Annotated in this window: 16 protein-coding genes and 1 pseudogene; 3 read left to right on the top strand and 14 right to left on the bottom strand. The window is 64.9% G+C overall.

Annotated features, from left to right (window positions below):
* The first annotated feature begins 38 nt into the window (after positions 1-38).
* A pseudogene (locus KSS90_RS15620) lies at positions 39-1,462 on the top strand (coniferyl aldehyde dehydrogenase).
* A 377-nt stretch (positions 1,463-1,839) separates the two neighbouring features.
* On the opposite strand, the gene KSS90_RS15615 reads toward KSS90_RS15620, so the two are convergent.
* The 14 genes from KSS90_RS15615 to KSS90_RS15550 form a co-directional block, all read right to left on the bottom strand.
* Positions 1,840-3,420 (bottom strand): GMC family oxidoreductase, encoded by a 1,581-nt coding sequence (locus KSS90_RS15615; RefSeq protein WP_217866295.1) that lies wholly within the window; start codon positions 3,418-3,420, stop codon positions 1,840-1,842.
* Between the two features lie 48 nt (positions 3,421-3,468).
* Positions 3,469-4,419 (bottom strand): alpha/beta hydrolase, encoded by a 951-nt coding sequence (locus KSS90_RS15610; RefSeq protein ID WP_217866294.1) that lies wholly within the window; start codon positions 4,417-4,419, stop codon positions 3,469-3,471.
* Entirely contained in the window at positions 4,416-6,059 is a 1,644-nt protein-coding gene (locus KSS90_RS15605; protein WP_217866293.1) for a 3-(methylthio)propionyl-CoA ligase, read from the bottom strand. The genes KSS90_RS15610 and KSS90_RS15605 overlap by 4 nt, the downstream gene beginning before the upstream one ends.
* 72 nt (positions 6,060-6,131) lie before the next feature.
* A complete protein-coding gene (locus KSS90_RS15600) occupies positions 6,132-7,631 on the bottom strand; it encodes a flavin-containing monooxygenase (protein ID WP_217866292.1) in 1,500 nt (499 codons plus the stop codon).
* 194 nt (positions 7,632-7,825) lie between these two features.
* A complete protein-coding gene (locus tag KSS90_RS15595; RefSeq protein ID WP_217866291.1) occupies positions 7,826-8,494 on the bottom strand; it encodes a c-type cytochrome in 669 nt (222 codons plus the stop codon).
* The gene (locus KSS90_RS15590; RefSeq protein WP_217866290.1) at positions 8,491-9,978 is read right to left on the bottom strand and encodes a flavin monoamine oxidase family protein; all 1,488 of its coding nucleotides are present in this window, start codon (positions 9,976-9,978) and stop codon (positions 8,491-8,493) included. The genes KSS90_RS15595 and KSS90_RS15590 overlap by 4 nt, the downstream gene beginning before the upstream one ends.
* Before the next feature lie 210 nt (positions 9,979-10,188).
* Positions 10,189-10,884 (bottom strand): TetR/AcrR family transcriptional regulator, encoded by a 696-nt coding sequence (locus KSS90_RS15585; protein ID WP_217866289.1) that lies wholly within the window; start codon positions 10,882-10,884, stop codon positions 10,189-10,191.
* Positions 10,885-11,020: 136 nt separating this feature from the next.
* Positions 11,021-11,437, bottom strand: coding sequence for a RidA family protein (locus KSS90_RS15580; protein ID WP_217866288.1), 417 nt, complete (start codon positions 11,435-11,437; stop codon positions 11,021-11,023).
* Positions 11,438-11,450: 13 nt separating this feature from the next.
* The gene (locus KSS90_RS15575; RefSeq protein WP_217866287.1) at positions 11,451-12,284 is read right to left on the bottom strand and encodes a phytanoyl-CoA dioxygenase family protein; all 834 of its coding nucleotides are present in this window, start codon (positions 12,282-12,284) and stop codon (positions 11,451-11,453) included.
* Between the two features lie 130 nt (positions 12,285-12,414).
* Complete coding sequence (locus tag KSS90_RS15570; protein ID WP_217866286.1) at positions 12,415-13,113, bottom strand: anti-sigma factor; 699 nt, start codon at positions 13,111-13,113, stop codon at positions 12,415-12,417.
* On the bottom strand, positions 13,110-13,658 hold the full coding sequence (locus KSS90_RS15565) for a sigma-70 family RNA polymerase sigma factor (protein WP_217866285.1): 549 nt from the start codon (positions 13,656-13,658) through the stop codon (positions 13,110-13,112). The genes KSS90_RS15570 and KSS90_RS15565 overlap by 4 nt, the downstream gene beginning before the upstream one ends.
* 103 nt (positions 13,659-13,761) lie before the next feature.
* Positions 13,762-14,289 (bottom strand): DUF3455 domain-containing protein, encoded by a 528-nt coding sequence (locus KSS90_RS15560; RefSeq protein ID WP_217866284.1) that lies wholly within the window; start codon positions 14,287-14,289, stop codon positions 13,762-13,764.
* Positions 14,290-14,433: 144 nt separating this feature from the next.
* Positions 14,434-16,284 (bottom strand): ABC transporter ATP-binding protein, encoded by a 1,851-nt coding sequence (locus KSS90_RS15555; protein WP_217866283.1) that lies wholly within the window; start codon positions 16,282-16,284, stop codon positions 14,434-14,436.
* A 137-nt stretch (positions 16,285-16,421) separates the two neighbouring features.
* Positions 16,422-17,663, bottom strand: a complete 1,242-nt coding sequence (locus KSS90_RS15550) for an MFS transporter (protein WP_437180036.1) — start codon at positions 17,661-17,663, stop codon at positions 16,422-16,424.
* Positions 17,664-17,880: 217 nt separating this feature from the next.
* Between KSS90_RS15550 and KSS90_RS15545 the strand changes: the two genes are divergently transcribed.
* Together KSS90_RS15545 and KSS90_RS15540 are read left to right on the top strand one after the other, a co-directional pair.
* The gene (locus KSS90_RS15545; RefSeq protein WP_217866282.1) at positions 17,881-18,228 is read left to right on the top strand and encodes a metalloregulator ArsR/SmtB family transcription factor; all 348 of its coding nucleotides are present in this window, start codon (positions 17,881-17,883) and stop codon (positions 18,226-18,228) included.
* Positions 18,229-18,249: 21 nt separating this feature from the next.
* The gene (locus tag KSS90_RS15540; protein WP_217866281.1) at positions 18,250-19,533 is read left to right on the top strand and encodes an arsenic transporter; all 1,284 of its coding nucleotides are present in this window, start codon (positions 18,250-18,252) and stop codon (positions 19,531-19,533) included.
* Positions 19,534-19,540: the final 7 nt, after the last annotated feature.

The following is a 19,540-nucleotide window of genomic DNA, read 5'->3' as shown; positions in this document are numbered from 1 at the left end:
CTCTGCGCAGCCTTGCAATCCACCCCGGAGTACATCCCATGTCCATTGAACAAGTCGCGCCGGCGGTCGAGCGCATGCGCGAGGTATTTACCCTCCAGCGCCAGGCGTTTGCCGAAGCACGCTATCCCTCGTACGTATCACGTCGAGCCAACCTTCAAGCGCTCAAGGCGCTGGTACTGGAGCACGCAGATGCGATCGCGGCGGCCATTTCCAGCGACTTCGGCCACCGTTCGGTACACGAGACCAAACTGCTGGACATCTTTGGCTTGGTCAGCGAAATCAATCATGCGATCAAAAGCCTGAAACGCTGGATGAAACCGCGCCAGCGCGGAGTCGGTCTCTGGTTCCAGCCCGGGCGTGCGGCCGTGCTCGCCCAGCCGCTCGGGGTGATCGGCATTGCCGCGCCCTGGAACTACCCCCTCTACCTGACCTTGGGGCCGCTGTGCGGCGCCCTGGCCGCCGGCAATCGCGCGATGATCAAGGTCGCCAGCGATTCGAGCCACTTCGGGCGGCTGCTGGCCGAGCTGCTGGGCAGGCGCTTTGCCGAGGACCTGGTAGCGGTCATCCAGCCAGGTCCCGGTATCAACGACGGCTTCTCGCGTTTGCCGTTCGATCATTTGATCTTCACCGGCTCGCCTGCGGTAGGCCGGCAGGTCATGCGCAACTGCAGCGAGAACCTCACCCCCGTGACCCTCGAACTCGGTGGCAAGTCCCCGACACTGGTGGCCCCCGATTACCCCTTGCGCAAAGCCGCCGACACCATCCTCTGGGGCAAGTGCCTCAATGCCGGGCAGACCTGCGTCGCCCCGGACTATCTGTTCCTGCGGCCGGCAGCGAAGAGGCGTTCATCGAGCATGCGAGCGCGGCGGTCAGCCGTCATTACCCGGTACCGCTGGCCGACAACCCGGACTACACCTGCATGATCAACCCGCGCCAGATGGCACGGGTCGAAGCCCTGCTGGCCGATGCCCGCGACAAGGGCGCGCGGGTCGTCGCCCTGGCCGACGCCGAAGGCGCCCGCCGGGTCGGCAAGCTGGCGCCGCATCTGGTGTTCGACGTGCGCGACGACATGCTCATCATGCAGGAGGAGATCTTCGGGCCCGTGCTGCCGGTGCTCGGTTATCGCCGGCTGGAAGAGGCGGTGGACTACATCAACGCCCACGAACGACCACTGGCCTTGTACCTGTTCGATGAGGACCAGGGGCGTGTCGAGACGCTGCTGCGACAGACGATCTCCGGCGGTGTCTCGGTCAACAGCGTGATGCTGCACGTGCTGCAGGAGAACCTGCCATTCGGTGGGGTCGGCCACTCGGGGCTGGGCCACTATCACGCCGAAGAGGGTTTCCAGACATTCAGCAAGATGCGGCCGATTTTCTATCAAGCCAAGCGCAACGGCAGCTTCCTGCTCAAACCGCCCTACGGTCGCCTCACCCAGGCGCTGCTGCGTCTGATGCTGCGCTGAGGCTCGGTGTGCTGGGCGGGCATGACGAAGTCGCTCCGAGTTGACGCTGCTCCCGTGATCGTCATGCCCTTTTGGGCGCCCTTCGGGGTAATACCTGTCAGTTAGCGTCACTGGGGCTGCTACACAACCCATCGCCGGCAAGCCGGCTCCCACAGGGACCGCGCATTTAGTGAGGCCTGCGCTGTATTTGTGGGAGCCGGCTTGCCGGCGATGGGCCGCAAAGCGGCCCCTATCGCTTAACTGACTGGCATTACCCTTCGGGGCGCCTTTTTTTCCGGGGTGCTGCGTCAGGGGCAGGCTGGTGGAGCTTTCACACAGGACGCCACCGCCGGATTGCTCGTTGGGCGGTGGCGATGTGGATGGGTGGTTGAACGATATCAGCCCTGGGCGACCCACTCGGCGCCGCGCTCGGCGATCATGATCGTGGCGGCGTTGGTATTGCCGCCGACCAGCGTCGGCATGATCGAAGCATCGATCACTCGCAAGCCCTCGATGCCGTGAACGCGTAGCTGGCTGTCGACCACGGCCATGTCGTCCTGGCCCATCTTGCAGGTGCCGACCGGGTGGTAGATGGTGTCGGTGCGTTTGCGCAACAACTCGACCAGCTGTTCATCGCTGTGCAGGCCGGCGCTGTAGAAGTCGCGCAGGCCGAAGCTGGCCATCGGTGTCTGGGCGATGATCTCGCGGGTCATGCGGTAACCCTTGAGCAGGGTCTCGACGTCGTCGTCGTGGGCGAGCAGGTTCGGGTCGATGCGCGGGGCGACACGCGCGTCCGGCGAGGCCAGGCCCACGTTGCCGATGCTCTTGGGGCGCAACACGCAGACATGACAGCTGAAGCCGTGGCCCCAGTGCAGCTTGCGGTTGTGGTCATCGACCGTGCCGATTACTGAATGCAGCTGGATATCCGGTCGGGCGAGGGCCGCGTCGGTCTTCAGGAATGCACCGGCCTCGGCGCAGTTGCTGGACAAAGGGCCGCGACGGTGGCGCAGGTAATCATAGGTCGCCTTGCCCATCTTCAGGCTGCCCGCCAGGGACACGCCCAGCAGCGAGGTATCGCTGCTCTTGTAGCACAGCACCACATCGGGGTGATCGCGCAGGTTCTGGCCAACCCCCGGCAGCTCATGCTTGATGGCGATACCCTGGGGTTCGAGCTCGGCCCGTGGGCCGATGCCCGAGAGCATCAACAGATGCGGGCTGCCGAAGGTTCCCGCCGCCAGCAGCACTTCCTTGCGCGCCTTCAGGTGGACTCGTGTGCCCTTGACCAGTGCCTGCACGCCAGTGGCTCGGTCGCTCTGGAGCACGATGCTTTCGACATGGGTGTTGGTCAGCACCGTGAGGTTACGGCGCTGGCGCACCGGTTTCAGGAATGCGGTGGCCGTGCTCCAGCGCCGGCCATCGCGGATGGTCACGTCGTAATAGCCGACACCCTCTTGCCGGGCACCGTTGAAGTCTTCGTTGAAGCCGTGTCCGGCACGCAGGGCTGCTTCAACGAAGGCCTCGGTGACGACATGGCGATGCGCGGGGCCGACGTAAAGCTCGCCTTCGCCGCCGTGGTAGTCGTTGTCACCGCCATGGTGCATCTCGCTCTTGCGAAAGTAGGGCAGCACATCGTCGAACGACCAGCCTTCGTTGCCCAGCGCGTGCCAGTCGTTGTAATCGTCGTGATGGCCGCGGATATAGACCATGCCATTGATCGAGCTGCTGCCGCCGAGCACCTTGCCGCGAGGCTGGTAGCCATGGCGGCCGCCCAGACCCCGCTGCGCAGTGGTCTTGAACGCCCAGTTGACATGCCGTGTCGGCAGGATCGCGGCCACGCCGACGGGGGTGTGGATCAGCGGCGAGCGGTCTTCGGGGCCCGCTTCGATCAGGCCCACGGTGACGCCGGGGTCGGCGCTCAGGCGATTGGCAAGGACGCAGCCGGCGGAGCCTGCGCCGACGATCAGGTAGTCGAATTCCATCTTGTTGTTCTCGAGTGGGTGGCGAGGTAGAGGAGGCGAGCGGGCGGGCTAGCCGTCCCAGGCGGTGTACTGGTTGACGAAACGGGTGATGTTGCGTTGCGCCGCCTGGGCCTGGGGCAGGGCGGCAATCATCTGGAACACATGGGGCAGGCGCTTCCAGATCTCCAGGTGAACCGGCACGCCGGCCGCCGAGGCCTTGGCGGCGGCGCGCACCGAGTCATCCAGCAGCATCTCGGTGCTGCCTACCTGGAACAGCAGCGGCGGCAGGCCATCGAAGCGGCCGAACAGCGGCGATACCGCCGGCTGCCCGTGGGATTCGGCGGGGGCATAGAAACCGCGAATGCCGATGGCGAAGGCCGGGGTGAAGATCGGGTCATGGCGCGCATTGTCCAAGGCACTCGCGCCGCTGAGGGTGAAGTCGAGAAATGGCGAGAGCAGCACGGCGCAGCTCGGCAGGGGCGCGTCTTCGTCACGTAGCCGTTGCAGCAGCGCAAGCGCCAGGTTGCCGCCGGCGGAGTCGCCGGCGACGACGATGTCGCTGGCCTTGAAGCCCTGTCCAAGCAACCAGCGGTATGCGTCCAGCGCTTCGTGCAGTGCGGTTGGGAACGGATGCTCGGGGGCCAGGCGGTAGTCCAGCATCAAGGCCCGCGTCTTGAGTGGCCGGCACCAGCTCGCGACCATCGCGGCGTAGACCTCGGGGGTATAGGCAACGAAGGCGCCGCCATGGATGTACAGCAATACCCGTTCAGGTCGGCAATGGGCCGGCGTCAGCCATTGGGCGGCGACGCCGTTGCAGTTCACGTCGGAGCGGTGTACATCGGTCGGGAATGTCTTGGGCGCCTGGCCATCGAGCCGTTCGAACTGCTTGCGCAGCTTGCGGATGTCGATGCGTCGGCCATGCCCGGACTTCACCAGCAGGCGCAGCAGCAGGTTGAGCAGCCGGCTTTTCCAGCGGCCCTCTGCCGGGTCGATTTCACGGGTATGCAGCTGCGCCTTCATGACGTCACCTCGCGCTGGCTGGGGGTCGGCCAGCGGTAGTCGCGTAACTGTTCGCGCAGCAGCACCTTGCTGACCTTGCCGGTGGCGGTGTGCGGCAATGCCTCGATGAACACCACATCGTCGGGATAACAGAACCGCGCGACCTTGCCGGCGTAATGGGCCAGCAACGCTTCGCGGCTCACGGCCTGGCCTGGTTTGAGCACCACTACCAGCAACGGGCGCTCATCCCACTTCGGGTGGGCGATCCCCAGCGCGGCGGCTTCGGCGACCGCAGGGTGAGCCATGGCGATGTTTTCCAGGTCGATCGAGCTGATCCACTCGCCACCGGACTTGATCACATCCTTGGCGCGGTCGGTGATCTGCATGAAACCGTCGGGGTCGAGGGTGGCGACATCCCCGGTGGGGAACCAGCCATCCACCAGCGGGCTTGCCTCGCTGCCAAAGTACTGCTCGACCACCCAGTGGCCACGCACCAACAGGGCGCCCGCGGTCTTGCCGTCACGCGGCAGCTCGTTGCCATGGTCGTCCACGGTTTTCAGGTCCATGCCGAACGGCGGGCGTCCCTGCTTGACGCCGATGGCGAAGCGCGCCTCGTCATCCAGGCCAAGGTGCGAGGCCTTGAGTGTGTTCACCGTGCCCATCGGCGACAGCTCGGTCATGCCCCAGGCGTGTTGTAGTTGGATACCGAACTCTTGCTCGTAGCTGCGCATCATCGCCGGCGGGCAGGCGGCGCCGCCGACGATCATGCGCCGCAAGTGGGGAAGGCGGCTCGCGTGCTGGCGCATATGCTGCTGCAGGCTCAGCCACACGGTGGGCACGCCGGCCGAGAAGGTGACGCGTTCGCGCTCGAAGAGCGAAAAGATGCTCTCGCCGTCCAGGCAGGCGCCCGGAAACACCAGTTTGGCGCCCACCAGTGGCGCGGAGTAAGGCAGCCCCCACGCGTTGACGTGGAACATCGGCACCACCGGGGCGACGACGTCGCACGCAGACAGCGCCAGCGCGTCCGGCAGCGCGCTGGCCAGCGCATGCAACAAGGTGGCGCGGTGCGAGTAGAGCACCCCTTTGGGGTTGCCGGTGGTTCCCGAGGTGTAGCACAGCGCCGCCGCCGAATGCTCATCCAGCGCAGGCCAGGCGAAGTCCGCCGACTCGGCCGCCAAGAGCTCCTCGTAGCACAGCAGGTTGGCGATCCGCAGGGCTGGCATATGCGCACGGTCGGTCATCGCCACCCAGTGCCTGACGCCCGGGCAATCGGCGGCGATGGCCTCGACCAGTGCGGCGAAACTCAGGTCGAAGCACACGACCTCGTCCTTGGCGTCATTGATGATCCAGGCCACCTGTTCGGGGAACAGCCGGGGGTTGATGGTATGGGTGATCGCGCCAGTGCCCGATATCGCGTAGTACAGCTCGAAATGCCGGTAGCCATTCCAGGCCAGGGTACCCACGCGACTGCCGGGCCCGGTGCCGAGGCGGACCAGCGCGTGGGCGGCCTGCCTGGCCCGCCGGTGCGCATCGGCGTAGGTGTAGCGATGAACGGGACCTTCAAGGGTGCAGGAGACTATTTCCGTGTCGCCGTGATAGCGCTCGGCATGTTCGAGCAGCGAAGGGGTGGTCAGCGGCAGCGTCATCATTTGGCCTTGCATCGGGTTCTACCTTTCTTGTTGTCATGCCCCGGCCACGCTGGCCGTAGCCAGGTGAACGGGAACAGGGTGTGGTCAACCGGTGACGCGGGAAGGTCGTGGGGCAGGGATTTCCCGTGTGCTCTGTAGGAAGGCGAGGCGCGGATCTTCAACGGGATCCTTGAGCAGCATCTTCTTGTCGCGGCCGTAGTGCATGAAGACGAACCACGGGTAGGCCTTGCCTTGGCGCGGAAGAAACTGCTGGTCGCGCTGGATATAGCCGGACTTCATCGAATTCATGATCCCGTCGTCCAATGCGTTGCCGGCATCGTCGCGAGGGGTCACGACATCGAAGCCCTGCTGGTCCATGTAGTGGAAAAGCCGGCACAGGTACTTGGCCGCCAGGCCGACCTTGAGCGTCCAGGAAACGTTGGTGTAGCCGAAGATCCAGGCCAGGTTCGGCAGGTTTTCCAGGAGCACGCCCTTGTAGGTCATCTGCTCGCCGATCGGGTAGGGAGTGCCGTCCACCGACACGGCCATCCCGCCCAGCACCTGAAGCCTGAGACCGGTCGCCGCGATGATGATGTCGGCCGGCAAGTGCTTGCCGGACTTGAGCACAATGCCGTTTTCGCTGAAGCGCTCGATGTGATCGGTTTCGACCGAGGCCCGGCCACTGCGGATGGCCTTGAACAGGTCGCCATCGGGCACCGCGCACAGGCGCTCGTCCCACGGCATGTAATGGGGGGTGAAGTGGCGCATGTCGGCATCGGGGCCGACTTGGCGACGGACGTGCGAAAGGATGATCCTGCGCATCAGCCGCGGCCATTGCCGGCAGGCGATATAGGCCGCCCGATACAGCACGATATTGCGCTTGCGCGCCAGGCCATAGGCCCAGCGGGTGGGCATGATGCGCGAGAGCGCGGCGGTGAGAGTGTCGGTGGAAGGCAGCGAGTAGATATAGGACGGGGAGCGCTGCAGCATGGTGATATGCGCAGTCTTGTCGGCCATGGCCGGGATCAGCGTGGCTGCGGTGGCACCGCTGCCGATCACCACGACGTGCTTGCCGGTGTAGTCCAGGTCTTCGGGCCAGTGCTGCGGGTGGACCCGCACCCCTTTGAACGCCTCCTCGCCGGGAAAGCTCGGCAGGAAACCTTCGTCGTGGTTGTAGTAGCCAGTGCAGCACAGCAGGAACTTGCAGCTGTATTGCCGCACCGTTGCGCTGGCCTCATGCACGGCGCTGACCTGCCACAGGCGTTGCTGGCTGCACCAGTTGGCGCCGGTGATCTTCACGCCGTAATGGATCTTCTTGTCCAGGCCATGCTGCCTGGCCGTGTCCTGGATGTACTGGCGGATCGAGGCGCCGTCGGCGAGCACCTTGGGGCTGCGCCACAAGCGGAATTTGTAGCCGTAGCTGAGCATGTCCGAGTCGGACCGTATACCCGGGTAGCGGAACAGATCCCAGGTGCCGCCCATGCAGGCGCGCCGCTCGAGTATCGCCAGGCTGCGCTGAGGAAACTCCTGCGCCAGCTGGCACGCGGTACCGATGCCCGACAGGCCAGCGCCGATGATCAAGGTGTCGAAATGCTGATGGTTCATGAGGTCTCCGGGCCTGGCGGCCCAGGCTTGTACTTGTTGTTATGGCGGACTGTAGAGCGCGGAATACATTAACGCAACAGTTGTTATGTTTAGTGTCGGATCTACACCGCACAGACCCGACGGTCGCCGTGGCACAACTGCTCACGGGCAGCGTGTCGCGACGGTGGCCCTGTTCGAGACCGGCAGCTCTCGGTTTATCGAGTGCTCGGCGCGAGCCCTGCGATGTAGTGCGCCAGGGCCTGGAGCTCCTCCTCGGAAAGGCTGGCGGTGGTAGCGTTCATGGCGCCGCTGGGGTCGCTGCGCTGGCCACGTTTGAACGCCGCAAGCTGCTCCAGCAGGTAGGCCTGCCCTTGTCCTGCCAGGCGCGGCCCGACCGGGCCACCGGATAGCGTTTCGCCATGGCAGGCGGTGCAGCCTCGGGCGGCGGCACTGGCCTGGCCGCGGGCCCGCAAGGCGTCATCGGGGGGCGGTGCGTCGGTCACCCGGGGAACCTGGCGGGCGAAGTATTCGGCCAAGGCCTTGATCCGTTCATCGCTCAGGGCTGCCGCCAGCGGCTGCATCTGCGCGCTGTGTCGCGTGCCCTGGGCAAACGCCTGAAGCTGCGCCTGGATGTACGCTGCCGACTGCCCAGCGAGTGCGGGGTAGAGGCTGTTATGCGGTTGCCCGCGAACGCCATGGCAAAGCGAGCAGGCATCCTGGGGTTGCGGCCAGGCGCCGCCATTGGTCTCATAGCTGGCGTAATGCTGATCGAGGGCGTTCATGAACCTGTATCCCGCGAGCAGCTCCGGGCCATGGAAGGCCGTGACCCCAAGCAAGCCTGCGGCAAGCATTGCACTGCCCAGCAGCAGGGTGCGCCTTTTCATGCGTGCCTCCGGGTGCCGGCAAGTGCCTGCAGGGCTTCGAGCGCCGCGCGGTGACCGGCGCGTACCGCGCCGTCCATGCTGCTGGCCCACAAGTCCGCAGTCTCGGTGCCCGACCAGATCAAGCGGCCGACAGCAGGCTTGAGATAGCGGCCCCAGCGGGTCAGGAAACCGGGGGGAATGGAGCCGACGCAGGTCAAGGTCCAGGGGTCGACCTTGGCCCAGTCGTGATCGTGGAACTGTGTGACGTCGAGGGCTTCCTCGCCCAAGGCCTTGGCGTAGATGTTCGCGAGGGTGCGTGCGGCCTGCCCGGGTTCATCACTGAGCTGCGCGCTGCGCACGAAGCCCATTAATATGCCGACACTGCGGTCTGGCGGTGAGTTGTCGCAGGACAGAATCAGCGGCCCGTCGGCCTGTATGACTTGGCCGTTGAGCCCTTGGTCCCGCCAGAAGGGGCGCGCATAGACATGCACGGTCTTGCGCATGGGCGCCGAGGACGGCCACAGGCGTTGCAACTGGGCGCGGCCATCGGGCAGTGGCGGGTCGAAGACGATCTGGTTGCACAACGCCGGATGCAGGGCGGCGATGACCTGGCGTGCGCGGATAAGCCCCTGGTCGGTGTGGATCTCGACGATCTCCTGGTCCCAGCCGACGATCCGCCGCACCGGGCTGGACAGTTTCACCCGATCGCCCAGCGCCTGCGCCATGCGTGTGCATAGCACCTGTGAGCCACCTACGAAGCGGGTCTCCTGGGCGCCGCCCTTGAAGCCCTCGAGCTTTGCCATGCTGCAGTCGGCGGAGTTGATGAGGGAGAGGTAGTGCAGCAGGGACAGGCTGGAGGGTGGCGTGCCGGTGGTCAGGCCGATGGAAGTGTCGAAGGTCAGCCGGCTGGCGTTGTCGATGCCCTGGCTCGCCAGCCATTGGCCCACCGACAGCTTGTCGAGCGCCTCGGCGTCCGCCGCGGTCCAGGGCTCCTTGCCGGGTACCCGGCGCGACAGCTGGTTGAGCTTTTCGGTCACCGGGTGATGGGTGCCCTGGCCGCTGCTCAAGTCTTCCTCGTAGCGGGCTTCACCGACCAGGTAGACATTGCGCCCTTGGTAGTAGGTGGGGAAGGTTTCGACATCGAGCTCGCGTGCCAGGTCGAAGATCGCGGTTTGGCCCGGCCCGATCCATTCCCCGCCGGCTTCGGAGATCACGCCATTGCCAAGCGGGTGGTTGTAGGTGCGTCCGCCCACACGGTCGCGCGCTTCCAGCACGGCGAATGACGTGCATCCGGCGCGATGCAGGTCACGGGCCGCAGTCAGCCCGGCCAGCCCGGCACCAATGATCACCACGTCCAGCACCTGTTCGGGTTCTGCTCGCAAGGCTTGCGCCATGGCCCGTCCGCTGAGGGCGGCACCGCCGATCAAAGTGGCGCTGGCGAGTGCTTGCACGAGCAAGCGCCGCTGCCGCGCCGACAATGACAGTTCTGTGTTTTCCTGATCCATCTGCACCTCGGCCAACCTGTTCTTGTATTTAGATAACCTTAGTTATGTAAAATACTACTGCGCTCTTTCGGCAAAGGGAATACCCCCTGGACGGCGCTTGGTCAGGTTTGCTGGAGTCGGTGGATGAGATTCGCTGGGAGCGTGGCAGCGCCCTTGGGATCGAGCGCTGCGAAGTTATCGTCAGGCAGCTTGTTGCCACCGCACGATGGATTACTGGGCTTTGGCTCGGCCCTTAGCCACTGCCTTAGGCGGGGAGATGAGCAGGATCAGCGCGTCGAGCAGCGCCTGGCCACGCTTGGCACTGAACCGCTCTGGCTCGATGGGCATCATCATCAGCCAGCCGTCGCAGATGGTGCTGATCTGGTCGGCCAGCACATCGGCCGGAATATCGTCGCGGATCTTGCCCTGGGCCTGCCCTTGTTCGATCACCACGGTGAACACCTGGCGGAACTTCGCGTAGCGCTGCCTGATGATGTCGGCGAACACCGGTTCATGCCGGGCGTGGGCGAGCAACTGCAACCACGAGAGCCACATGGTCGATTCGTCGAAGTTGACCCATTGCAGCCATTGGCGAAGCAGCGAGGCGATGTCGAGAGTGGCCTGGTTGGTGGCCAGCAGCAGGTCGACCTGGTCGAACAGGCTCTGCGCGACCTCGCCGATCATGTCTTCCTTGTTGGCGAAGTAATAGGTCACCGCGCCCGTGGTACAGCCGGCCTGCTTGGCGACCTTGCGCATCGAGGCCCCGGCATAGCCTTCCTGGGCGATCACGGTGATCGCGGCCTCCAGCAGTTCCGCACGCTTTGCGTCGCGGTCGCCGACAGGCCTGCCGCGTCGGGCAACGGGTTCCGGCGCGCTGCCGTCTGCGCGTGAAGGGGCGGCTGTGGGGCGGGCTTTGGTCTCAGGCATGGGCGCTCAGAACTGTCGAGGTCGGTTGAAGGGGCGGGCACGGGTGTCGATGCGGGTGCAAAGGCCCCAGCATAGAGAAACTGCGTGAATAAAACATCCCGCCCCGGCGCAGCCTTGCCACCTGCGCATGCCCCGCTCAGGCGTCGCCACACCCCGCGACGGCCACGGCGCGAATCTCGACCCTCAACGGCGCCAGTGCCAGTTGGCTGATGCCCACCGCCGTCCATGACGGATAGCGCGCCGGAAAGTACACATCCTTCACCTGGGCAAACGCGGCCATGTCGGCTTGCAGGTGGGTGTGAAACGTCGTCAGCTCGACCACGTCCGCCAGGCTGGCACCGGCTGTCTCGAGGACCAGCTTCAGCGATTGGAAGGCCAGGTGCGACTGCTCGACGATACCCTGCGCAGGTTGCATGGCCGCGTCGACGCCCACCTGGCCCGAGACCCAGATCAGGTCACCCACGCGGGTGGCCTGGGAAAAGTGCAAGTTGTCGTAGTAAGCCTGGGTCGCAGGTGGATTGATGGACTGACGCTTGAGCGGTTTCGCATTCATCGAGGAACTCCTGTCAGACCACTTGGCGGAAGGTGGGGTGGCGGAACGGGGCGCCCGCGACCAGGTGTTCGAGCTCTTTTCTGAACAGCACGCCTTGCGGGGGGTAACCGGCATCGCTGTGGGCCGGGAGTGGGCTGAAGGTGGCGTCGTCGCCGAAGAAACGGAACACGAATGTCCGTCGGCTTGGGAAGTTCTCGTCCACTGGCGCGCCGCCATGCAAGGAGCCCGGGTGCAGCAGCACCACATCGCCAGGCTCCGTGGCCCAGGACAGGATGTCGTAGGCCTGCGGGTTTTCCCGGCGTTGCGCCTCGATATCCGGCAGGCGGGGCAGGGCGCCATTGCCGTGCAACGGCTGGGTCGGGTCATCCGGGTTGGTGAAGGTCGTGCCGTCATAGCGCGGCCCACGATGGGAGCCACGGATGATTTCCAGGGCGTTGCGCTTGGGCACGGCATCGAAGCTGATCCAGGCGTTGCCCCAGTGCTGGCCGGCCCAGGGCAGGTAGGAGGTGTCCTGATGCCACAGCGTCCGGGCGCCCTGGCCGCCGGCCTTGAGAAAGACCTCCTCGGCGAAGTACCAGACATTCCGCGAGCCCCAGAGATTTGCGAACAACGACCCCAGTGGCAGCTCCGCCACGAGCGCCTCGAGGCGCTCCTTGGCCAGTGGGTTGGCATTGTCGACGTGGGATTGCTGGACCGTCCCGGCGAACATCCGGGTGGCATGCGGGCCGTGGTTGAGCACGGCCCAGTCGTAGGCTTCGCGGCAGCGCGACAGTTGCTTCGGGTTCAGAAGCCCCTTGATCAACACCGCTCCGTCTTCGTGATAAGCCTTTTTCAGCGCGTTTTGCATGACTGTTCTCCTGGTGGGTTTACACAGGTGAACTTGAGGCTAGCAAGCAGATGATAATAACGCAACGATCGTTATTATAAATTGTGGCGAGGCAGCCACACACTGCCAGTCACCCTGGTTTTGCAAGGGGTCAAATCACCTTGACCGCACGCCCGATGAACTTGATGGGCCCTGTCGGCAGCCCAGTGGGCGAGCCACCGGCTTTCTCCAGGGTCAGCTCGAACAACTGGTTGGCCTCCAGCGGCGGCAGGCTCTGCAGTGGGACGCGATAGGGTTTGCCTGGCTGCACCAGGCCCAGCGAGACCGGTGTGCGCCAGCGCTCGCCTTTGGTCCAGAACTGCAGGGCCATGCCGTCGGGGACTTCGTCCTGCCCAAGCGGAATCAGCTCGATCATGCGGTTGTCGCTGGCCTGCACCACCCAGCCCGGGGCCTGGCTGCTCGGCGCCACCAACACCACCAGGTACTGGGTGGTGGGCGGTGGCGCAGTGAGCAGGAGAACGGCCAGCAGCACGCTTGCGGCCAACCCCGCGGCACTCAGCCCTTGCCACAGCCCGAGGCGTTGCCACCCGCGGGCACGCTGCTCAGTGGCAGGTGCGCTACATTCGTCAAGGCTGCGCTGGATACGGCCCCACAGGCGGGCGCTCGGCGGCAGCGGGGCAGCCAGCGTGGTCAGCTCCAGCAGGCGGGCCTCCCAGGCATCCACGGCGGCGCGCAAAGAGGGATCCGTGCCCAGGCGTTCGGCGACCGCGGCGTGTTGTTCGGGCGACAGTGTCCCCAGCACGTACTCCCCGGCGAGGGCGTCCAGCTCGCTATCAACTTCAGGTTTCATTCCAGGCACTCCCGCAGCGCCTTGAGGCTGCGCTTGATCCAGGCCTTGACGGTGCCCAGTGGCGCGCCCAGCAGCACGGCGATCTCGGCGTGGCTGCAACCATCCACATAGGCGTGCAGGATGCAGCGCCGCGGTGCGGCCTGCAGTTGTTCAAGGCAACGGTAGATCTTTGCCGAGCCTGACCAGAGTTCAACATCATCCAGCCCCCCGCTTGCCGGAGGCGCAATATCGATATCGGCTTCGTCCAGCACGGTTTCACGGCGGGTGTCGCGTATGGCATTCAGCGCCAGGTGGCGGGTAATGCAGTAGACCCAGCCCCGCGCCGATCCGCGCGCGGGGTCGAAGCTGGAGGCGCGTGTCCAGATACGAATGAAGGCATCGTGGACAATGTCCTGTGCCGTGGCGTCGTCACGCGCTATGCGCCGGGCAACGCCCAGCAAGCGCGCTCCTTCATGATCGTAGAGCGCTTGCAAGGCTCGCCGGTCACCCTGCGCACAGGCCGTGAGGCAGTGGTCGAAATCGAAGGTGGCGGCGGGTGAGTTCAACGTGTGCGGCTTCCTTGTGTCACGCAGGTTACCCCGGCCATGTGGCCGGGGGCTTGCCAACGAGCGTAGATGATCGATTGCAGGGCGTCCTCTCAGTCAACTTTCACTTGGCGGTCCAGAACACGTAGTCGGCCTGATACTTGACGATCTGCTGCGTGCCTTTGTTCTGCGCCGTGCAGTCGCTCGCCGGCGCCACGCCGCCGCGGGTGGCCAGGCGCTGGATGTAGCTGACCCCCTGCATGGCACCTTGGCCTTCGGCTGGATTGGCCTTGACCAACTGATAGGGCAGGTCGCCCTTGGCCGCTGGGGCCACCGCCAGCTGGGTGCCGGTGACTTTCGAGCCGTCCTTGGCCTGCCAGGTGGCTGGTGGGCCGAAGTAGTCCCCCACGGGTTTGCCGGAGCGGTCGTTGAGCACCGCCTTGGGGCCGACGAAGGTCCATTCGGTCTGGCCGGGGGTGTTGGCCTTGTCGCGGCACTCATAGGTGATCTCGCCGACGCCGACGGTTTCGAGCATGACATTGTGGCCATCGGGAACCTTGACGGCATCCGGCAGCATGGACTGGGCGTTGGCGCTCTGCAGCACCAGGGCGAGGCTGCAGGCGAGCAGGCAGGCGGAGGATTCGATGTTCATGGGGCAGTGCTCCTGAAAGGTCATTTGGCTGGGCGCTCACGGACCGCCCATTACCAGTACCCGCCAGCCGCCGATCTGGATGCACGCCGCGCAAGAATATTCGCCGCGGTGTACTGTTCCAGGATCGACGTGCAATGCCGAGCGCTACTCCACAGCCTCGACCAGCCCCTGGTCCTCGCCCAGGAAACCCCCGCTCTGATGCCGCCACAGGCGTGCATAGGTGCCGTTTTTTTCGAGTAGTTCGGCATGGCTGCCTTGTTCGATGATGCGCCCCTCGTCCATGACAATGAGCCGGTCCATGGCGGCGATCGTGGACAAGCGGTGGGCGATGGCGATGACGGTCTTGCCCTGCATCATGTCGTCGAGGCTTTCCTGGATCGCGACTTCGACCTCCGAATCCAGGGCGCTGGTGGCTTCGTCGAGCAACAGGATCGGCGCGTTCTTGAGCATTACCCGGGCAATGGCAATGCGCTGGCGCTGGCCACCGGACAGCTTGATGCCACGCTCGCCCACCAGGGTGTCGTAACCGCTGTGGCCTTGCCGATCGCTCAGCTGGCTGATGAAACCATCGGCCTGGGCGTTGGCCGCGGCGCTGCGGATCTGTGCCTCGGTCGCTTCGGGGCGGCCATAGGCGATGTTGTCGCGGATGGTACGGTGCAGCAACGACGTGTCCTGGGTGACCATGCCGATGGCGCTGCGCAGGCTGTCCTGGGTGACCTGGGCGATGTTCTGCCCGTCGATGCGGATCTCGCCGCTGTTGACGTCGTAGAAGCGCAGCAGCAGGTTGATCAACGTGGACTTGCCGGCGCCGGAGCGGCCCACCAGGCCGACTTTTTCGCCGGGGCGGATGTGCAGGGTCAGATCATCGAGCACCTGGCGTTCGCCGTTGTAGTTGAAGCTCACCTTGTCGAAGGTCACCGCGCCACCGCGGGTCACCAGCGTGCCGGCGTCGGGCGCATCCTGCACCTTGGGGCCGCGGGTCAGGGTGGCCATGCCGTCCTGCACGGTACCGATGTTTTCGAACAGGGAGGTCATCTGCCACATGATCCAGTGCGACATGCCGTTGATCCGCAGGGCCATGGCCGTGACCGCCGCCACGGCGCCCGCGCCGACCTGGCCCTGGTGCCAGAGCCACAGGGCATAGCCGCCGGCGTCCAGGATCAAGCCGACCACCAGCGCCTGGTTGACGATCTCGAACTGGCTGACCAGGCGCATCTGGCGAAATCCGGTGAGCTTGAAGTCTTCCATCGCCGCCCGCGCAAAGTGCGCTTCGCGTTTGGAATGAGAGAAGAGTTTTACCGTGGTGATGTTGGTGTAGGCGTCGGAGATGCGCCCGGTCATCGATGACCGCGCATGGGCCTGCTCCTGGCCGACCTTGCCCAGGCGCGGCACGAAGTACAGCATGGCCAGCCCGAACAGGGCGCCCCAGGCCAGGAACGGCAGCATCAGTTGCAGGGCGAAACCGCCGGCCAGGGCGATGATGGCGATGAAGTACACGCCGATGCCGGGCAGGACCTCGATCAGGGTGAACAGCACCTCGCGCACGGCCAGCGCGGTCTGCATCACCTTGGTGGTGACCCGGCCGGAAAACTCGTCGGAGAAGAACGACAGGCTCTGGCGCAGCATCAGCCGATGGAAATCCCAGCGCAGGCGCAGCGGCAGGTTGATCGCCAGCACCTGGTGCTGCATCAGGGTGCGCAGGGCCACCAGCACGATACTGCCCAGCAGCACGCCGCCGATGCTCCAGAGCACGCGGCTTTCCTGTTCGCTTGCGCCGCCCGCCTGCCAGGCGGGAAGCAGGTCGACCACCTGGCCAAGGAAGGAAAACAGCCAGGCTTCATAGATCGACACGCCAGCACTGAACAGCGCGAGGGCCAGGATGTACCCGCGCGCGCCCCGCGTGCAGGCCCACAAGAAGCGCAGCAGGCCTAGCGGTGGCGGTGGAATCTCATCAGGTGGGAAAGGGTCGAGCCATCGTTCAAAAACACGCAGCATGCTGGTCTCCGGAGGGGCGCGGCGTTGATAAGCAACGCCGTAGCGATGGTGCAACCATACCGCACATCGAGGTGTTCGCCTTGCCGCTCGTGTCCTCCTGAGGCCAGCTGCTGCCCAGTGTTATCCAGCGCAATCGGTCAGCAAGGCTGCGCCGCCATCCGATTGGAGACGTTGCGCCCGAGTACCAGTACCGCGACAAAACCGCAGCCCACCAGGGCCGTGGCCAAGCTCAACAGCACCGCGCTGCCCAGCTGGTCGACGATGCGCCCGCCGAAGAACGAGCCCAAGGCGATGATCACCTGGAACATGGCGACGAACAGCGGCATGCCGCGTTCGACGTCCTTGGGCGCCACCACGAACATCCAGATACTGGCGCAGGCCGGGAATGCGCCGAAGGCGAAGCCCCACAGCGCGATCAGCATCGCGGCGCCGGTCATGCCGGTGGCGAAGTAGGGGAACAGGGCGGTGCTGATGCCGATCATCAGGGCGACCAGCAACAGGGTGTGGCGCACGCTGCGGTTGGCGGCGAAACCGGCGAAGACGTTGCCGATCACCCCGGCCACGCCATACAGCAACAGCAGCGAACCAATGGTCGGCCCATCGAAACCGGCGCTCTGCTTGAAGAACGGTGCGACATAGGTATAGGCGGCAAAGTGCGCCAGGCCGATCAGCAGTACCGCGATCAACCCGACCCGCGCTTGCGGATTGACGAACAGCGCCGGCAGGTCGCTGATGCGAATGGCTTTGTCAGGGGTGAGCCGCGGCAGCAGGAAGATCTGCGCCAGCAGCACCGGCACGCCTACCAGCGCGGTGGCCAGGAAGGTCATGCGCCAGCCCATCAGGCCACTCAGCCAGGTGCCGACCGGCACCCCCAGCACGGTGGCCAGGGTCACGCCGACCATGATGATCGAGGTGGCCTGGGCCACGCCCACGCCCTTGGGTGCCAGCCGGCCACTGAGGGCAATGGCGGTCGCCCAGAAACCGCCGATGCTGATGCCCAGCAGCACGCGGCCGAACAGCAGCAGGCTGAAGTCGCTGGCGTAGGCCACGACGGCGTTGGCGAGGATCATGATCAGCGTCAGGCCGATCAGCAGGTAACGACGGTCCAGGGCGCCGATGCCCACCGACAGCAAGGGCGCGGCGAGGGCGGCCATGATGCCGGGCAGGGTGACCATCAGGCCAGCCTGCCCGGCGCTGATGCCCAGGTCGCTGGCGACATCGTTGAGTACGCCCACCGGGAGAAACTCACTGGTGACCAGGGCGAAGGCGCCCACGGCGACCGAGAGAATCGCCAGCCACTGTTGGCTGACGCTTTGTTGACTGTGTTCGGGGCGGCCGTGAGACGGCGGAGTGACGCTGGACATGGTGTTGGATTCCATGGGGGATGCCGCCTGGGGCGGACCGGGGAGCGGGAAAAATGGTTGGCGATTATAAGAGACGGATTTGCCGAGCCGACAGACGGGGCGCTCGATAGTAATCATCAGTGTGATCGATTGTTGTACCGCGAAAACTGACCACCCCTGGCACGCCTGAACCCGCTTGCAATATACATATGGAAATCCGTATATTCGTATCTCCATATGTATTGGTGCAGCCATGATAACCCCGCCCGATGTGTTCAAGAGCCTGTCTGACGAAACCCGTGCTCGCGCCAGCTTGCTGATCGCCAGTCTCGGTGAGCTGTGTGTCTGCGAGCTGATGTGCGCGCTGAACGACAGCCAGCCGAAGATCAGTCGCCACCTGGCGCAGCTGCGCAGCAGTGGCATGCTGCTGGACCGCCGCCAAGGGCAATGGGTGTATTACCGCCTCAACCCGGATCTGCCCTCCTGGGTACACGAGATCTTGCAGGCGACACTGCAGGCCAACACGCAATGGTTGGCAGAGAACACCCTGCGCCTGCAGAACATGGACGGTCGCCCCGTTCGTGACGCTGCCTGCTGCTGATCATCACTGTACGAGGTCATCATGCTGGTAGCGATTGCAGTCTTCGTTTTCACCCTCATCCTGGTCATCTGGCAGCCGAAGGGGCTTGGCGTTGGCTGGAGCGCAGCGCTCGGTGCCCTCATCGCCCTGGCGGCAGGCGCCGTTTCGCTGCACGACATCCCGACTGTGTGGGCCATCGTCTGGAACGCCACCGTCACCTTCATCGCCGTCATCATCATCAGCCTGCTGCTGGATGAGGCCGGTTTCTTCGAGTGGGCCGCGCTGCACGTGGCGCGCTGGGCAAACGGCAGCGGCTATCGCCTGTTCGCCTTCTGTGTGCTGCTCGGCGCCGCCATGTCGGCGCTGTTCGCCAACGATGGTGCGGCGCTGATCCTCACACCTATCGTCATGTCGATGCTGCTCGCGCTGCGTTTCTCGCCCGCCGCGACACTGGCCTTCGTCATGGCCGCCGGCTTCATCGCCGACACGGCGAGCCTGCCGTTGGTGGTCTCCAACCTGGTGAACATCGTCTCGGCCGACTACTTCAGGTTGGGCTTCAGCGAATACGCTGCGGTGATGGTGCCAGTGAATTTCGCCAGCGTGTCGGCAACCCTGCTGGTGCTGTTCCTGTTCTTCCGCCGTGATATCCCGAGACAGTACGCGGTCGCGGCCCTGAAGATGCCAAACGAGGCAATCCATGACCGCGCAACCTTCAAGGTTGGTGGCTGGGTGCTGCTGGTGTTGCTGATCGGCCTGTTCGCCCTGGAGCCACTGGGTATCCCGATCAGTGCGGTAGCAGCAACTTGTGCAGCGATCCTGCTTGCCGTCGCCGCCCGTGGCCATCGCATCTCGACCCGGCGTGTGCTGCGCGAGGCACCCTGGCAGGTGGTGATCTTTTCCCTCGGTATGTACCTGGTGGTATACGGGCTGAAGAACGCCGGCCTTACCGACATGCTCACCCACCTGTTCGACCGCCTTGCGCAGCAAGGGCTGTGGAGTGCCGCCATCGGCACCGGGCTGATCGCTGCATTGCTGTCCTCGGTCATGAACAACATGCCCAGCGTGCTGATCGGCGCTTTGTCGATCCAGGCCAGCGAGGCGCAAGGGCTGGTACGCGAGGCGATGATCTACGCCAACATCATCGGCTGCGACCTCGGCCCGAAAATCACCCCCATCGGCAGCCTCGCCACGCTGCTCTGGCTGCACGTGCTGGAGCGCAAAGGCATGCGCATCACCTGGGGTTACTACTTCAAAGTCGGCATCCTGCTGACGCTGCCAGTTCTACTGATCACCCTTTCGGCTCTGGCATTGCGCCTTAGCCTCTGAAACCCGC

Origin of the sequence: Pseudomonas maumuensis, from assembly GCF_019139675.1 — a bacterium.
GTDB lineage: Bacteria > Pseudomonadota > Gammaproteobacteria > Pseudomonadales > Pseudomonadaceae > Aquipseudomonas > Aquipseudomonas maumuensis.
Note: the sequence above shows the minus strand (reverse complement) of the source record. Positions and strands in the feature narration are given on the sequence as shown.

Bases quoted from the DNA above. Each gene is read 5' to 3' on its own strand.
- KSS90_RS15615 (WP_217866295.1), bottom strand. From the start codon at position 3,420: ATGGAATTCGACTACCTGATCGTCGGCGCAGGCTCCGCCGGCTGCGTC.
- KSS90_RS15605 (WP_217866293.1), bottom strand. From the start codon at position 6,059: ATGCAAGGCCAAATGATGACGCTGCCGCTGACCACCCCTTCGCTGCTC.
- KSS90_RS15590 (WP_217866290.1), bottom strand. From the start codon at position 9,978: ATGGATCAGGAAAACACAGAACTGTCATTGTCGGCGCGGCAGCGGCGC.
- KSS90_RS15575 (WP_217866287.1), bottom strand. From the start codon at position 12,284: ATGCAAAACGCGCTGAAAAAGGCTTATCACGAAGACGGAGCGGTGTTG.
- KSS90_RS15550 (WP_437180036.1), bottom strand. From the start codon at position 17,663: ATGGAATCCAACACCATGTCCAGCGTCACTCCGCCGTCTCACGGCCGC.
- KSS90_RS15585 (WP_217866289.1), bottom strand. From the start codon at position 10,884: ATGCCTGAGACCAAAGCCCGCCCCACAGCCGCCCCTTCACGCGCAGAC.
- KSS90_RS15570 (WP_217866286.1), bottom strand. From the start codon at position 13,113: ATGAAACCTGAAGTTGATAGCGAGCTGGACGCCCTCGCCGGGGAGTAC.
- KSS90_RS15545 (WP_217866282.1), top strand. From the start codon at position 17,881: ATGATAACCCCGCCCGATGTGTTCAAGAGCCTGTCTGACGAAACCCGT.
- KSS90_RS15580 (WP_217866288.1), bottom strand. From the start codon at position 11,437: ATGAATGCGAAACCGCTCAAGCGTCAGTCCATCAATCCACCTGCGACC.
- KSS90_RS15600 (WP_217866292.1), bottom strand. From the start codon at position 7,631: ATGAACCATCAGCATTTCGACACCTTGATCATCGGCGCTGGCCTGTCG.
- KSS90_RS15610 (WP_217866294.1), bottom strand. From the start codon at position 4,419: ATGAAGGCGCAGCTGCATACCCGTGAAATCGACCCGGCAGAGGGCCGC.
- KSS90_RS15555 (WP_217866283.1), bottom strand. From the start codon at position 16,284: ATGCTGCGTGTTTTTGAACGATGGCTCGACCCTTTCCCACCTGATGAG.
- KSS90_RS15540 (WP_217866281.1), top strand. From the start codon at position 18,250: ATGCTGGTAGCGATTGCAGTCTTCGTTTTCACCCTCATCCTGGTCATC.
- KSS90_RS15595 (WP_217866291.1), bottom strand. From the start codon at position 8,494: ATGAAAAGGCGCACCCTGCTGCTGGGCAGTGCAATGCTTGCCGCAGGC.
- KSS90_RS15560 (WP_217866284.1), bottom strand. From the start codon at position 14,289: ATGAACATCGAATCCTCCGCCTGCCTGCTCGCCTGCAGCCTCGCCCTG.